Consider the following 14,665-nt stretch of genomic DNA (forward strand, 5'->3'; position numbering starts at 1 on the left):
CGACGCGAAGATGAAGGAGATCAAGCCGTGGAACGCGAATACATGGATTTCGACGTCGTCATCGTCGGCGCCGGCCCTGCGGGGCTTTCGGCCGCCTGTCGCTTGATGCAGCAGGCCAACGAGGCGCAGCGCGAACTCAGTGTCTGCGTGGTCGAGAAAGGCTCCGAGGTGGGCGCGCATATCCTCTCCGGAGCGGTGCTCGAGCCGCGCGCCCTGCGCGAGCTGTTCCCCGACTGGGAATCGCGCGGCGCCCCTCTGACCACGCCGGTCGTCAGCGATGACCTGTATCTGCTCAAGGACGCCGAGAATGCGCAGAAGCTTCCCAACGCGCTGATCCCCAAGAGCATGCACAACACCGGCGGCGCGTACGACAACTACGTGATCAGTGCCGGCAACCTGTGCCGCTGGCTGGCCGAACAGGCCGAGCAGCTGGGCGTGGAGATATTTCCCGGCTTCGCCGCCCAGGAGACCCTGCACGACGAGGACGGCACGGTGCGCGGCATCGTCGTCGGCGACATGGGCGTGGCCGCCGATGGCAGCGAGAAGCCCGGACACATGCCGGGCATGGAGCTTCGCGCCAAGTACACGCTGTTCTCCGAGGGCGCCCGCGGCCATCTCGGCAAGCGGCTGATCCAGCGCTTCTCGCTCGACGAGGGTTGCGATCCCCAGCATTACGCCCTGGGCCTCAAGGAACTGTGGGACGTGCCGGCCGACAAGCACGAGCCCGGACGCGTGCTGCACGGCTCCGGCTGGCCGCTGCCCGGCGACACCCACGGCGGCTGGTTTCTCTACCATGCCGAGAACCAGCAGGTCGTGGTCGGCCTGATCGTCGACCTGTCCTACGACAATCCTTACCTGTCGCCTTTCGACGAATTCCAGCGCATGAAGCACCACCCGGTGCTCAAGCAGTACCTGGAAGGCGGTTCGCGCGTTTCCTATGGGGCACGCGCCATTACCAAGGGCGGCGCCAACAGTCTGCCCAAAATGACCTTTCCCGGCGGCCTGTTGATCGGCTGCGACGCCGGTACGCTCAACTTCGCCAAGATCAAGGGCATCCACATGGCGATGAAATCCGGCCTGGTGGCGGCCGAGAGCGTGTTCGAGGCCTTCGTGGGCGGCGACGAGGGCGGCCAGGAGCTGTCTTCCTTTACCACCAAGTGGCGCAACAGCTGGGCCTGGGCGGAATTGCACGAAAGCCGCAGCTTCGGCCCCGCGATTCACAAGTACGGCACCGTCAAGGGCGGCGCCTACAACTTCCTGGACCAGTGGCTGGGCGGCAAGCTTCCCACCGTGCACGACACCACGCCCGACCATGCCAGCATGCGCCATGCCAGCGAGGCGACGCCCATCGAGTATCCCAAGCCCGATGGCAAGCTGTCCTTCGACAAGGCCTCGTCGGTCTTCCTCTCCAATACCAACCACGAAGAGGATCAGCCCTGCCACCTGCGGCTCACCGATCCCGAGATTCCGGTGCGCGTCAATCTCCCGGAATACGCCGAGCCCGCGCAGCGCTATTGCCCCGCCGGGGTCTACGAAATCGTCGAGGAAAACGGCGAGCCCAGGTTCCAGATCAACTTCCAGAACTGCGTGCACTGCAAGACCTGCGACATCAAGGACCCCTCCCAGAACATCACCTGGGTCGCGCCGGAAGGCGGCGGTGGGCCCAACTACCCCAACATGTAGGCCCTCGCCCGAGAGATAGCGTCTCGCCAAGATAGCGTCTCGCCAGCCGCCCGGCGGCGGGACGCCTGTCAGCTCGCCTGCGCCGCCATGGGCTCGAGCGGCGCCCTTGCCGCGATCAGCCGTCGGCGGCCGGCCTGGGTGAAACGCACCTCGATGACCGGATTGGCGGGATCACCTTCGAGCACCACGATCTCGCCCTCGCCGAAGACCCCGTGGCGCACCCACTGCCCCACCTCCCAGTGGCGGGTCGCGGCGGTCGCGCTTTCCTCGACGCGGGTCACGGGCAGACGCACGCCGCAGCGCTCCAGATAAGGCCCCACCACCTCCGGTGCGCGCACCGCCAGCGACTCAAACGGCGCCTCGCCGAGCGCGGCGGCGGCGCGGTGGCAGTCGTCCCAGGCAGTCTCGTCGATGAAGCGGCTGGGACGATGGTCGCCGCCGTCGTGGAGCACCAGCAGACGCTCGCGCGCCCGCGTGATCGCGACATAGTAGAGGCGGCGCTCTTCCTCGAGACGCTCGGCATCCAGCGGGGTCTCCCGCGTGTAATGCGGAAAATCCTCTTCGTTGACGCCCCACAAGGCGACCAGGGGCCATTCCAGCCCTTTCGCGCCATGCACCGTGGTCACCAGCACGCCATCCTCGCGGCCCTCGACCGGCTGGCTCAGCAGCTCGATGAAGGCATCGGGATCGTTGGCGAGCTCGCCCGCCTGCTCGATCAGCACATCGAGCAGGCGCACGTCATCCTCCGCCTTGGCGCGGCGCGAGGCCGCACGCTTGAGCGCCTTGTCCGCCTCGGTGGCTTCCACGACGTGTTCGAGCAACTTGGCCGGCGGCCAATGCCCCAGGCGCGGCAATTCGCAGAGCAACTGCCAGCGCCGCTTGAGATTGCGCCGCTGCAGGGGCTTCAAGGCGCTCAACAACGGGTCGTGACGTTCGGGCCATTGCTGGGTGTGCGCCAGCTGCCGGGCCAGCGCGGTCAGCGTCTCGCGCGGCACGAACACCGTCGGTTGCGACAGCAGCAGGTTGAGTTGCTCGGGGTCGTGCAGGCGGTTGCCGTCGCGCGCCAGGGCCAGGTAACCGGCCAGCGCCTGCACCAGCGGCAGACGAAAGACGAAGCGGTCCTCGCGGGCGAGCCGGAACGGGACCCCCGCGCGCAACAGCTGCAACTGTACGGAGACCGACAGGGCCCAACTGCGCACCATCACGCAGGTTTCGCTCAGCGCGCGTCCGGCCTGCTGCCATTCGCGCAGCGCCTCGAGCAGCGCCGCATTGCCCACGGCCACGTCGGCTCGGGTCGTCGGGGTGCCCGGCGCCGCCAGACACAGCTGATCGGGACGCCGGCGGTTGGCGCGAATCGCATGGTTGGCCGCCAGCGCCAGCACATGACCGTGCCGGAAGGTGTACGACAACGGGTAGTCGTGAGCCGTGCCGAACAGTGCGCCGAAACGCTCGAACATGGCGTCCGGGCGCGCACCGCGCCACTCGTAGATGCACTGGTTGGCGTCGCCGACCGCCATCACCTGTGCGCGCTTCCCCGCGAGAATGGCCAGCAGGCGCTGCTGTACTTCGTTGATGTCCTGGTATTCGTCGACGATCACGTGGTCGAGAAATCCCTGCACGCGGGCGCGCGCCTCGGGCGTCGCCTCCAGGCAGCGCAACGGCCGGTAGAGCAGGTCGGCGTAGGTCATCACGCCGTGATCGGCGAGGAGGGTTTCGAAATGCGCGTACGCCTCGCAGAAATGCTGGGTGTCGTCCCCGAAGTCGAGGCGTTCGTGAAGCTCCTCGGGCGTGCGCATCTCGGCCTTGACGAGTTCGCAGAACTGCGCGAGCGTCTCGAGCCGGTCGGCTTCCAGCGCCGCCTGACGCTGGCTGTCATCGGCCTGCTCCAGGCTCATCTGCACCGCCTGGCGCAGGAGACGCTCGCGCTGCCAGTCCGCCGCGATCAACTGCCGGGGCGAGAGGTATCCCCAGCGCGTCAGCGTCTGGGTCAGTCGGTGACCGATGGAGTGAAAGGTGCGCACGTCGGGCAGGCGCTGCCCCGTCGCCTCGCGCTGCAGCTTGGCCGTGAAGTCCTCGCGGGCGGCGCGATTGAACATCAGCACCAGAATGCGCTGGGGCGGCACGCCACTGGCCAGCAGGTGCAGGACCCGCTGGACCAGCGTGGTGGTCTTGCCGGCGCCGGCCACCGCCGAGACGCGGGCATGTCCCTGGCCGTGCCCCACCACGGCGCGTTGTTCGGGCGTGGGAGGCTCGCTCACGGCAGCTCCCCGGGAAGATGCCCGAGCGGCTGCCAGATGCCGTCGCTGTAGACCCCCAGTGCCGTGCCCTCGTCACCTTCGCAAAGCTCGGCAAGTTCGATCAGACGGTAATAGACGTTGCGATTGAGCCGCGCCGCCAGCCCGAAACGGATGGGCACTTCCGGCACCGGCTCCCCGGCGGGCGTGGGGCTGATCGCAAGGCGCCGCGACGCGTCGAGGGTCACGCTATCGCCCCATTGGGTGGTCAACGTCCAGACCCCGTCCTGGCAGTCGGCATCGACGATCAGGAAGGGACGGTCCTCGACCTGGATGCGCAGCTTTTCGGCCGGCGTCACCAGGTAATAGTCGCCGTCCGCCTCGCGCCGCAACAGGCGCGACAGCAGCCGCACCAGACGTGCGCGACCGATCGGCGCGCCCTCGTGCCACCAGCGGCCGTCGGCGGCGATGGTCAAGGCCATGTCACCGCAGAACGGCGGATCCCAGCGGTCGAGGGGCGGGATCTCGCTCGCCTGCGATGCCTCGAGGTGTGCGGTCATCGACTCAAGTGACATGCTGCCTCCTCGTGCATGGCATTACTGGCCGGTCAGGTGCGTCAGCGCCTCGCGCACGTCTTCCGGGGCCTCGGGCAATGCCTCGCGAAACAGCCGATAAAAGTTGGCGGTGGTCTGCATCGCCACTTCGTCGACGCTGATCCCGCGCTCGGCGGCGATGCACTCGGCGACTTCCACCACCCATTGCGGCTCGTTGGGCTTGCCGCGATGCGGTACCGGCGCCAGGTAGGGGCTGTCCGTCTCGATCAGCAGACGGTCGAGCGGAATGCGGCGCGCCAATTCACGCACGGCGGTGGCATTGCGGAAGGTGACGATACCGGAGAGGGAAATATAGAACCCCAGCCTTATCGCTTCCCGCGCCATGTCGAGGTCCTCGGTGAAGCAATGCAGCACGCCTCCCACCGCCGGGTCGGTATGCTCGCGGATCAGCGCCAGGGTGTCTTCCTTGGCGTCACGCGTGTGCACGATCACCGGCAACGCGAGCTCGCGAGCCGCACGCAGATGGTTGGCGAAGCGGGCGTACTGGACGTCGTGGGCGACGCCGTCGTAGTGATAATCCAGTCCCGTCTCGCCGATGGCCACCGCCCCATGGCGTTCGGCGCAGGCGACGATGGCCTGGGTGTCGGGTTCGTCCGGCACCGTATGCAGGGGGTGCACGCCGGCGGAAAACGTCACATCGTCGTGGGCACGGGCGATATCGACCAGCCCGGGCACGTCGTCCAGCGTGACGGCGATCGCCAGGAACTGACGCACGCCCCGTTGGCGCGCGGCGTCCAGGGCAGTGGCGAGCTGGCCGTCATGGGCGGCGAGATCGAGTCGGTCGAGGTGACAATGGGAATCAACGAACATGGGGTACCTAAACGATCGAACGGGCCGGCACACGACCCGCGGCATGAATCAAAGGGTATAGCTGGGACGCGTCGGCGTGACACCGTCGAGACACGCCTCGATCAACGTCTTCACGCGCTGGTCGTCGGCGCTGAAATGCACCCCGATGCCCGGCACGCGCCGCCCCCCGATGCCGGGTGGCGACAGCCAGGCGACGCTCCCCGACACCGGCAGGCGCTCGCTTTCCTCCGGCAGGGTCACCAGCAGGTACACCGTATCGCCGAGCGAATAGCGCTCCGACGTGGGCACGAAGATGCCGCCGCGCTGCAACCAGGGCATGTAGGCCGCGTGCAGGGTCTGGGTATCGTGAAATGTCAGGGACAAGGCTTTTTGCGCCACGCAGAACACTCCGTAACAAGGGCATCGGACCGATGCGGAAGCGACCGGACACGATCGCCGCACCGTCGGCGACGCCACGGCACCGTCAAGATCGCAGCAACGATGCCCAGCGCACCAGCCAGGCCTCCAGCACCAGTTGCGCGTTGGGATTGCCGCCCGCCGCGATCAGGCGCCGCTGTTCGCGGGCATAATCGAGCAGGCGAAACCAGTCGCGCACCCGCGCGTTCTTGACTGCCTGCCGGTACAACGGCAGCAGATCCGGGTTGCGCACGTGCTCGGCATCGCCGGCCACGCCCAGGCGGATCAGATCCTCGAGCCAGACGATACCGTACCACAGCACGCGGTCCAACGACTGGGGATCGAGGCGCGCCGCCTCGGCGACCGGCTCGGCACCGCGCACCAGGGCATCGAACAGTTCCCGCAATTCCTGGCGCAGCGCGCGCCCCTCGGCCAGCTCCAGCGCGAACTGCGGCAGCCCGCCGGCAACGCGCAGCCAGAAGCGCGCCTGCTCCGCATCCTCGAGGCGTTCGCTCAACCAGGGCAAGGCGCTTTCCGCATCGGGCACGCCCAGGCTCCAGTGCTGGCAGCGGGAGCGAATCGTCGGCAGCATGCGCGAGGGGATGTCGGCCAGCAGCACGAACAGGGTCCTTTCCCCGGGTTCCTCCAGGCTCTTGAGCAGAGCGTTGGAGGCGGCCACGTTCATGGCCTCGGCAGGATGCAGGCGAATCACCCGATGGCCGCCCTGCTGCGCGGTCTGCGAGACGAAGGCATTGACCTGGCGGATCGGATCGATACGTATCTGGCGGCGCTTCTCCGCCGGGGAGATGTCCAGCAGATCGGGGTGATAGCCCGAGGCCAGCATGTGACAGGCATGACACTCGCCGCAGGCCGTCTCCCCCGGCGCATGGCACAGGGTGCGCGCGATCAGGGCGTCGGCGAGATCGTGCTTGCCGACCCCGTGGGGGCCCGAGATCAGCAGCGCGTGAGGCAGACGCTGGGCATCCTGCTGACGCACCAGCCGCGTCCACAGATCCCGCTGCCAGGGCAACGGCGTCATGACCATGATGCCAACCTCTCGGTCAGGTGTGCGGCGATCGACGCTTGCACTGCCTCCAGGCTGCGATCGGCATCGACCACGGCGAAACGCGTCGGCGCCTGGGCGGCCCGGGCAAGATAGCTCTCGCGCACGGCATTGAAGAATGCCCCGCGCTCGCGCTCGAAGCGGTCGCGTTCGATGCCGCGTCGTTCGACCCGGCGCTGCGCGGCTTCCACCGGCATGTCCAGCAGCAGCGTCAAGTCCGGCTGCAAGCCTTGCTGCACCAGGGTTTCCAGGGTGGCGATACGCGTCTCGTCCAGCCCTCGCCCGCCGCCTTGGTAGGCGAAGGTGGCATCGGTGAAGCGGTCGCATACCACCCAGGCACCGCGCGCCAGGGCCGGACGGATCCGCGCGGCCAGATGCTGGGCACGGGCGGCGAACATCAGCAACAGCTCGGCAGTCTCGTCGAGCGGCTCCTGCGGCGCGGGGTCGAGCAGCAGCTCGCGAATCGCCTCGGCGCGGGGGGTCCCCCCCGGCTCGCGCGTACGCACCACCTCGATGCCCCGCGCGCTCAGCCAGTCGCAGACGAAGGCCACGTTGGTGGACTTCCCCACCCCTTCGCCCCCCTCGAGGGTGATGAAACGTCCTGGCGTCATGGTGATGGTCGCCCTCGCTCAGCGGTTGAGGATATAGCGGCGTACCGCGGCATTGTGTTCGGCCAGCGTACTGGAAAAATAGTGCGATCCGTCGCCCCGGGACACGAAATACAGGGCGTCCCCGGAGGCGGGGTCCACGGCAGCTTCCAGGGAAGCTTCGCCGGGCATGGCGATCGGCGTGGGCGGCAGGCCGTCGATCACGTAGGTGTTGTAGGGCGTTTCGCGACGCAGGTCATCGCGCGTGATGTTGCCATCGTAGTCCTCGCCCATGCCGTAGATGACCGTGGGATCGGTCTGCAGGCGCATGCCACGCTCGAGACGCCGCACGAAGACGCCGGCGATCCGCCGACGCTCATTCGGCACGCCCGTTTCGCGCTCGATCAACGACGCCAGGATGAGGGCTTCGTAAGGCGTCTCTAGAGGCAGATCGTCGCTGCGTCCCGCCCAGGCGTCGCGCAGCATGTTGTCCATGCGCGCATAGGCGCGTTCGAGCAGCGCCAGATCCGTCATTCCCTTGTGATAGCGGTACGTATCGGGGAAAAAGCGGCCTTCGGGATGCTCGTCCTCATGCCCCAGCGCCGCCATGACCTCCGCATCGCTCATGTCCTGCGTGCGATGCTCGAGCTTGGGGGCCTCGGCCAGTGCGCGGCGCATCTGCGCGAACGTCCATCCCTCGGGAATGGTGAGGCGATAGGTGACGATATTGTCGCTGGAGAGCCGTGCCACCATCTCGCGACCGCTCATGCCCGGGGTGAGCTCGAACTCGCCGGAGCGCAGGCCGTTCACCGCTTCCGGCGAGAGTTTCGCCAGCACGCGGTACGGCCAGGCGGCCTCGATGATGCCTTGCGACTCGAGCTCGCCCAGGATTTGCTGGAACCCCGCGCCACGCGGCACCTCGTAGATCGTGGGCGCCTCGAGGGCGATCGGGGCCGCCAGCCGGGATTGCCAATACTGGTAGGCGCCGAATGCCGCCACGCCCACCAGCGCCGCCCCGCCCAATAAAATCTTGACCACTCGCATGTCGCTACCTTGTTTCAAGCCTCGCCCAGGGCACTCGCGGGATATCCCAGCAGCGCCTGGGCGTGGCGTTGTAATTGCCTGTGCTCGGTACCCATCGACCAACGCTTCAGACAGCCACCTTGCGCATCGTCCAGGCGTGCCAGTGGCCAGGCGCCTTGCACCGAATTGAGCACCCATGCCGCCTCGGCCTCGACCAGGGCGTCGATGCCCGCGTCGCAGGCATGGATCGGCAAATGCTCGCGCAGGGTCGACAGCAGGGTTCCTTCCACGCCGCATGCTGTCAGGCTCGGCGTCTCCAGCCGCCCGTGACGTCGCCATACCAGATTCATGCTGGTCGCTTCGACGAGGCGATCTTGCTGGTCGCGGAGCAGGCCCTCGGCAATCTCGGGGGCCTGCCATTCGCGACGCGCCAGTACGTTCTCGAGACGATTGAGATGCTTGATGCCGGCCAGCAGCGGCTGGTGACCGAGGCGCAGGTGGCACAGGCGCACGTGCACGCCCTCGCGCCATCGCCGGGGCATGGGCGCGAAGGGGGAGAAACGCCAGCGCAGACGCGGCCTGGGCGTATCGGGCACGGCGTACCCGCGCCCGCCACTGCCGCGCGTCACGAGCAGCTTGAGCACCTGCAGGCCACCTTCCGCCCGCCCGGGCAGCGCGTTCAACGTCTCGGCCGCCGGCATGGGCAGCCCCAGGCGGTCGGCTCCCCGCGCCAGCCGCGCCATGTGCGCTTGCCACAGGACAGGCTGCCCGTCACGCACGAGGACGGTCTCGAAGAGACCGTCCCCGTAAGCGAGGCCCCGATCGTCGAACGGTACCGCCTCGTCGCCCATGGCGATCAGGTACGACCGAAGATCAGTGACCCGTTGGTACCACCGAAGCCGAAGGAGTTCGACAGGGTGTAGTCGATGGCCATCTCGCGCGCCGTGTTGGGCACGTAGTCGAGCACGCAGCCTTCATCGGGGTCGTCGAGATTGATGGTCGGCGGCGCGACCTGATCGCGAATGGCGAGGATGCTGAAGATCGCCTCGACCGCGCCGGCGGCACCCAGCAAGTGGCCGATCATCGACTTCGTGGAACTCACCGCCACGGACTTGGCCGCCTCGCCCATGACGCGCTCCACCGCCTGGCTCTCGGCGACATCGCCCGCCTGGGTGGAGGTGCCGTGCGCATTGATGTAGCCCAGTTGGCCGGCCTCGATGCCCGCATCCTTGACCGCGTTGCGCATCGCCATCTCGGCGCCGCTGCCATTGGGCGCGGTCATGTGATAGGCGTCGTCGCTCATGCCGAAGCCCAGCAGCTCGGCATAGATGGGCGCGCCTCGGCGCTTGGCATGCTCGTACTCTTCCAGCACCAGCACCCCGGCCCCGTCGGAGAGCACGAAACCGTCGCGCTCGCGATCCCAGGGGCGGCTCGCCGCGGCGGGATCGTCATTGCGCGTGGACAGTGCCCGGGCCGCCGAGAACCCGCCCAGGCCCAGCGGCGTGGTGGCCATTTCGGCCCCGCCGCAGACCATGGCATCCGCATCGCCGTACGCGATGGTGCGAGCCGCGTAGCCGATGTTGTGCGTCCCGGTGGTGCACGCCGTGGTAATGGCGATGTTGGGACCGCGAAAGCCATGCTGGATCGCCAGATTGCCGGAGATCATGTTGATGATCGACCCCGGCACGAAGAAGGGGGAAATCTTGCGCGGCCCGCCACGGTTCAGTGCGTTGTGGTTGTGCTCGATCATCGGCAGACCGCCGATGCCCGAGCCGATCGCCACACCGATGCGGTCCGCGTTGTCGTCGTTGCTTTCCAGCCCGGCGTCGGCGATGGCCTGCCCGGCCGCCGCGATTCCGTACTGGATGAACAGATCCATCTTGCGCGCATCCTTGGGGTTCAGGTACGGACTGATATCGAAGTCCTTCACCGAACCGCCGAAGCGCGTGTTGAATCCCGACGTATCGAACTGGTCGATCAGCGAGATGCCGCTCTTGCCTGCCAGGATGTTGTCCCAGCTTTCCTTGACAGTGTTACCGACAGGGGTCACTAGGCCCAATCCGGTCACCACGACCCTTTTACGAGGCATCAGCTCTCCTCCAGACTTGCGAGTTGGCACGGCATGGCCGTGTTTGGCGCGCATTATACCCGATTCGCCGCCGGGATGGAGACGGCAAGCATGCACAAACGACGAAGGCCGCCCTGATGACAGAGCGGCCTTCGCGAGTCGATTTCGAACCGGGCCGACCCGGCACCGCTCTACTTACTGGTGAGCGACGACGTAGTCGATCGCTTCCTGAACGGTGGTGATCTTCTCGGCTTCTTCATCGGGAATCTCGGTGTCGAATTCCTCTTCGAGCGCCATCACCAGCTCGACGGTATCCAGCGAGTCGGCGCCGAGATCCTCGGTGAAGGAAGACGTGTTCTGGATGTCTTCTTCCTTGACGTTCAGGCGCTCGGCCACAACCTTCTTCACGCGCTCTTCGATGGTGCTCATTATATCGTTACTCCTAGTGGTACGAATCCGCTAGCTCTAGAAAGCTGCGGGTAGTTTATAGACCGCTCCCAGACGACGCAACCAGCGCCTGCAGGGGCGTTAACGCATATTCATGCCGCCGTTGACCTGCAGCGTTTCACCGGTGATGTAACCGGCACCGTCACTGGTCAGGAAGCCGACGGCGGCAGCGATTTCCTCAGGCGCGCCCAGGCGTGCCAGGGGAATGTTTTCAAGCAGTGCATCATGCTGAGCCTGAGGCAGTGCTTGCGTCATGTCGGTAGCGATGAACCCCGGCGCCACGCTGTTGACGGTGATTCCGCGCGAAGCGACTTCACGTGCCAGAGAACGGGAAAACCCTTCCATCCCGGCCTTGGCCGCCGCATAGTTGCTCTGGCCCAGATTCCCCATGGTGGCCACGACCGAACTGATGCTGACGATACGCCCGAAGCGCGCCTTGGTCATCCCCCGCACGCAGGCCTTGGTGACGCGATACAGCGACTTGAGGTTGGTGTCGAGCACCGCGTCCCATTCGTCTTCCTTCATGCGCATCAACAGATTGTCGCGCGTGATGCCGGCATTGTTGACCAGGATGGTGGGCGCGCCGAATTCCTCGCCGATGGACTTGATCAGGGCATCGACGCTGGCCTGATCGGTCACGTCGAGCACGCGACCCGCCCCGTCGATGCCGTGCGCCTTGAGGTCGGCATCGATGCTGTCGGCGCCCGCCTGGCTGGTAGCGGTGCCGATCACCACGCGTCCCTGGCGGCCGAGCTCGCGTGCAATCGCTTGCCCGATGCCACGACTGGCCCCCGTGACCAGGGCGACCCTACGTTCGCTTGTCATCTGATTTCCCGCATTCATCACTGAGATTCATCCCCTTCGCTACGCGCCAGCTCCAGCGCGCTTTCCAGCGAGTCGGGGTCGTTGACGGCCAGCCCCTTGGCCTGACGCTGAATCCGCTTGTTGAGACCGGTCAGCACCTTGCCGGGGCCGCACTCGATGAACACCCGGGCGCCACGTTCGTGCATGGCGTTGACGCAGTCCGTCCAGCGCACCGGGCGATAAAGCTGTTCGACGAGACGCTGACTGAGCGTGTCGACGTCGTCGTGAGCACGGGCATCGACGTTCTGCACCACGGTGTAGCGCGGCGTCTTGAGATCGAGACCGCCGATTTCCTCGGCGAGACGCTCGGCGGCCGGCTGCATCAGCGCGCAGTGCGACGGCACCGACACCGGCAACGGCAGAGCGCGCTTGGCTCCCGCCTCCTGACACAGCGAAATGGCACGCTCCACGGCCGACTTGTTGCCCGCGATCACGACCTGACCCGGCGCATTATAGTTGACCGCCGACACCACTTCACCTTGCGCCGCATCGCGACACGCGGTCTCGACCGTTTCATCGTCGAGGCCCAGCACGGCCGCCATGGCGCCCTGGCCTTCCGGCACGGCCGCCTGCATGGCCTCGCCACGCAGGCGCACCAGGCGCACGCCCTCGGCGAAACCGATGACGCCGGCGCAGACCATGGCGCTGTATTCGCCCAGGCTGTGGCCGGCCATGACCAGCGGGCGCGGGCCTTCCAGCTCCTGCCAGACACGCCAGATCGCCACGCTGGACGTCAATAGTGCCGGCTGCGTGCAGGCGGTGGTGTTCAAGGTGCTTTCCGGGCCTTCCTGGACCACTTTCCAGAGATCGTAACCCAGCGCGCCCGAGGCTTCGTCGAACGTGGTCCGCACCACGCTGTAGCGCTCGGCCAGCTCCCTCAGCATGCCGACCTGCTGGGAGCCCTGCCCTGGAAAGACAAGGGCGAGGGATTGAGTCATGACAGTCACCTTTGAGGATGGGAGTCGTCGGGTCTGGCGTCACTCGCCAACCCGCTATCCACTCGACCGCCGACTGCCGCGGCCGAGTGGGTAGAAGGCTTGGCAGCGCCCTCGTCGCTCAATGCCCGCGCCAGATGCGCCGGCAGGTCCATGTCGATTTCGCGCACCGCACGCGATACGGCATAGGCAAATCCCTTGGCATCCGCGCCCCCGTGGCTCTTGACGGCGATACCGGCAAGTCCCAGGAGACTGGCGCCATTATAGCGCACCGGGTCGAGCCGACGCTTGAGACGCAGCAATGCCGGGCGTGCCATCGCTCTCACCATGCGCGTCGTCAAATGTGCCTCGAACGTTTCTTGCAATCGCGTCAGCAGCATCGTCGCCAACCCTTCGCTGGCCTTGAGTACCGCGTTGCCCACGAAACCGTCGCAGACCACGACGTCCGCCGCACCGGAAAAGATGCCATCGCCCTCGAGATAGCCGATATAGTCGAACGTACCGTCGCCGATGCGGCGGCTCGCGTCTTCACGCAGACACCGATCCGCATCGCGCACGCTGGGCACGCCCTTGTTGGCCTCGACGCCGATGTTCAAGAGCGCCACGCGAGGCACCGCCACTTCATCGACCACGCGCGCCATGACTGCCCCCATGCGGGCGAAATCGACCAGATGGCGCGTCTGGACATCGACGTTGGCCCCCAGGTCGAGCAGATAGCAGCGCCCTCCGTCCTGCGTCGGCACGGCCGTGCTGATGGCAGGACGGGAGATACCGCTGATCGTGCCCAGCTCGCGACGCCCCAGCGCCATCAGCGCACCGGTATTGCCGGCGCTGACGCACGCCTGCGCCCGCCCTTCGCGCACGCTCGACAACGCCCCGAGCATGCTCGACCCCTCGGCCTCACGCAGCGCGCTCGCCACACGCATAGCCTGCGAGATGACGCGAGGCGCATCATGCAGGACGAGTCGGGAGCGGTAGCCGGAAAGGCGTTTGGGAAGGGTCTCCAGCTCATCTTCCAGCGCTTCGCGAGGGCCGTACATCTGGATCTCGAGATCCGGATGCATGCTGAGCGCCTGAAGAGAGCCGAGAACGGTGGCGCGGGGACCCAGGTCCCCGCCCATCGCATCGATAGCGATTCGCACGGTCACGTGCGTGGCGACGACGTCTTAAACGTCGACGACCTTGCGGCCACGATAGAAGCCATCGGGCGCCACGTGGTGACGACGATGCGTGGTGCCGGTTTCCTTGTCCTGAGACAGGGTCGGTGCGCTCAGCGCATCGTGGCTGCGACGCATGCCACGCTTGGAACGGGTCTTGCGGTTCTGTTGAACTGCCATGGGTTACACTCCAGAGTGTCGACGATGATTCAAAGTTTGCCTTTCAAGTTGCGCAGCACCTCGAAAGGGCTTGCAGCAGGCTGCTCCGACACGTCGGCATCAGCGCCGCTTTCCAGCTGGTCGCGCGAGACGGGGCAATCCGCCTCATCATGATAAATCACCTGAGGCAGGCTGAGGATGAGCTCATCCTCGACCACCGGCAGAAGATTCAGCTGTTCGTTTTCCACCAACACCGGCTCGTAGTCGCTCGGCAATTCGCTCGCCAGGCTGTCATCGCTGACAAGCCCCAGCAGAAAGCGGCTCTCCAGCGTGACGGGCATGGGCTGCAGGCAACGCCGGCAAGGGATCTGCACGGCCGCCTGAAGCTGCCCCTCCATGCGGCGACGCCCCTGGGTATCGATGCCGAAGTCCAGACGGACTTCGCAATCGCCTTGCTGCGCGCCGATCTCTTCGCCGAGGCGCGACATCGCGTCGAGCGATACCAGCCCCTCGAGGGATTCATGATTGGCGGCGAGCTTGTAGGGCTCGACCTGCTTGGGGAGTCGTGTGGTCAACATAGGCGCGCAATAATAGGGACTCGCCCCGACGCTGTCAAAACAAGCGC

General features: G+C 66.5%; 16 protein-coding genes. 1 reads left to right on the forward strand and 15 read right to left on the reverse strand.

Translation table 11 applies throughout. The features are described from left to right. The first annotated feature begins 42 nt into the window (after window positions 1–42). Window positions 43–1,683 carry an electron transfer flavoprotein-ubiquinone oxidoreductase gene (locus tag ABGX75_RS03345; RefSeq protein WP_035412953.1) on the forward strand — a complete coding sequence of 547 codons (1,641 nt, stop codon included), beginning with the start codon at window positions 43–45 and terminating at the stop codon, window positions 1,681–1,683. 68 nt (window positions 1,684–1,751) lie between these two features. Here the strand turns inward: ABGX75_RS03345 and ABGX75_RS03350 are convergent, their stop codons facing one another. The 15 genes from ABGX75_RS03350 to ABGX75_RS03420 form a co-directional block, all read right to left on the reverse strand. Beyond that, on the reverse strand, window positions 1,752–3,941 hold the full coding sequence (locus ABGX75_RS03350) for an ATP-dependent helicase (protein WP_287124012.1): 2,190 nt from the start codon (window positions 3,939–3,941) through the stop codon (window positions 1,752–1,754). Next, window positions 3,938–4,492 (reverse strand): DUF1285 domain-containing protein, encoded by a 555-nt coding sequence (locus ABGX75_RS03355; protein WP_035412494.1) that lies wholly within the window; start codon window positions 4,490–4,492, stop codon window positions 3,938–3,940. The genes ABGX75_RS03350 and ABGX75_RS03355 overlap by 4 nt, the downstream gene beginning before the upstream one ends. Window positions 4,493–4,513: 21 nt before the next feature. Next, window positions 4,514–5,341 (reverse strand): TatD family hydrolase, encoded by an 828-nt coding sequence (locus ABGX75_RS03360; RefSeq protein ID WP_011506908.1) that lies wholly within the window; start codon window positions 5,339–5,341, stop codon window positions 4,514–4,516. Window positions 5,342–5,389: 48 nt separating this feature from the next. Beyond that, window positions 5,390–5,719: a PilZ domain-containing protein gene (locus ABGX75_RS03365; protein WP_011506907.1), complete on the reverse strand. Its 330-nt coding sequence runs from the start codon at window positions 5,717–5,719 to the stop codon at window positions 5,390–5,392. A gap of 85 nt (window positions 5,720–5,804) precedes the next feature. Next, window positions 5,805–6,782 carry a DNA polymerase III subunit delta' gene (locus ABGX75_RS03370; RefSeq protein ID WP_110061670.1) on the reverse strand — a complete coding sequence of 326 codons (978 nt, stop codon included), beginning with the start codon at window positions 6,780–6,782 and terminating at the stop codon, window positions 5,805–5,807. Further along, entirely contained in the window at window positions 6,773–7,411 is a 639-nt protein-coding gene (tmk, locus tag ABGX75_RS03375) for a dTMP kinase (RefSeq protein ID WP_110061671.1), read from the reverse strand. Before tmk ends, ABGX75_RS03370 begins: the two co-directional genes overlap by 10 nt. A gap of 18 nt (window positions 7,412–7,429) precedes the next feature. After that, window positions 7,430–8,431: an endolytic transglycosylase MltG gene (gene mltG / locus ABGX75_RS03380; RefSeq protein WP_110061672.1), complete on the reverse strand. Its 1,002-nt coding sequence runs from the start codon at window positions 8,429–8,431 to the stop codon at window positions 7,430–7,432. Window positions 8,432–8,445: 14 nt separating this feature from the next. Beyond that, a complete protein-coding gene (gene pabC, locus ABGX75_RS03385) occupies window positions 8,446–9,261 on the reverse strand; it encodes an aminodeoxychorismate lyase (RefSeq protein ID WP_035412484.1) in 816 nt (271 codons plus the stop codon). A 5-nt stretch (window positions 9,262–9,266) separates the two neighbouring features. Next, on the reverse strand, window positions 9,267–10,499 hold the full coding sequence (gene fabF, locus ABGX75_RS03390) for a beta-ketoacyl-ACP synthase II (RefSeq protein ID WP_011506902.1): 1,233 nt from the start codon (window positions 10,497–10,499) through the stop codon (window positions 9,267–9,269). A 174-nt stretch (window positions 10,500–10,673) separates the two neighbouring features. Further along, on the reverse strand, window positions 10,674–10,907 hold the full coding sequence (acpP, locus tag ABGX75_RS03395; protein ID WP_011506901.1) for an acyl carrier protein: 234 nt from the start codon (window positions 10,905–10,907) through the stop codon (window positions 10,674–10,676). Window positions 10,908–11,006: 99 nt separating this feature from the next. Further along, window positions 11,007–11,750, reverse strand: a complete 744-nt coding sequence (gene fabG / locus ABGX75_RS03400) for a 3-oxoacyl-ACP reductase FabG (protein WP_035412948.1) — start codon at window positions 11,748–11,750, stop codon at window positions 11,007–11,009. A gap of 17 nt (window positions 11,751–11,767) precedes the next feature. Continuing rightward, the gene (fabD, locus tag ABGX75_RS03405; RefSeq protein WP_011506899.1) at window positions 11,768–12,727 is read right to left on the reverse strand and encodes an ACP S-malonyltransferase; all 960 of its coding nucleotides are present in this window, start codon (window positions 12,725–12,727) and stop codon (window positions 11,768–11,770) included. 5 nt (window positions 12,728–12,732) lie between these two features. Continuing rightward, window positions 12,733–13,866 (reverse strand): phosphate acyltransferase PlsX, encoded by a 1,134-nt coding sequence (gene plsX, locus ABGX75_RS03410; protein ID WP_287124013.1) that lies wholly within the window; start codon window positions 13,864–13,866, stop codon window positions 12,733–12,735. A 24-nt stretch (window positions 13,867–13,890) separates the two neighbouring features. Further along, the gene (rpmF, locus tag ABGX75_RS03415) at window positions 13,891–14,061 is read right to left on the reverse strand and encodes a 50S ribosomal protein L32 (protein ID WP_011506897.1); all 171 of its coding nucleotides are present in this window, start codon (window positions 14,059–14,061) and stop codon (window positions 13,891–13,893) included. Between the two features lie 29 nt (window positions 14,062–14,090). After that, window positions 14,091–14,618 (reverse strand): YceD family protein, encoded by a 528-nt coding sequence (locus ABGX75_RS03420; protein WP_011506896.1) that lies wholly within the window; start codon window positions 14,616–14,618, stop codon window positions 14,091–14,093. Window positions 14,619–14,665 lie beyond the last annotated feature (47 nt).

It is taken from the genome of Chromohalobacter sp. (assembly GCF_039830575.1).
Lineage (GTDB): Bacteria > Pseudomonadota > Gammaproteobacteria > Pseudomonadales > Halomonadaceae > Chromohalobacter > Chromohalobacter israelensis.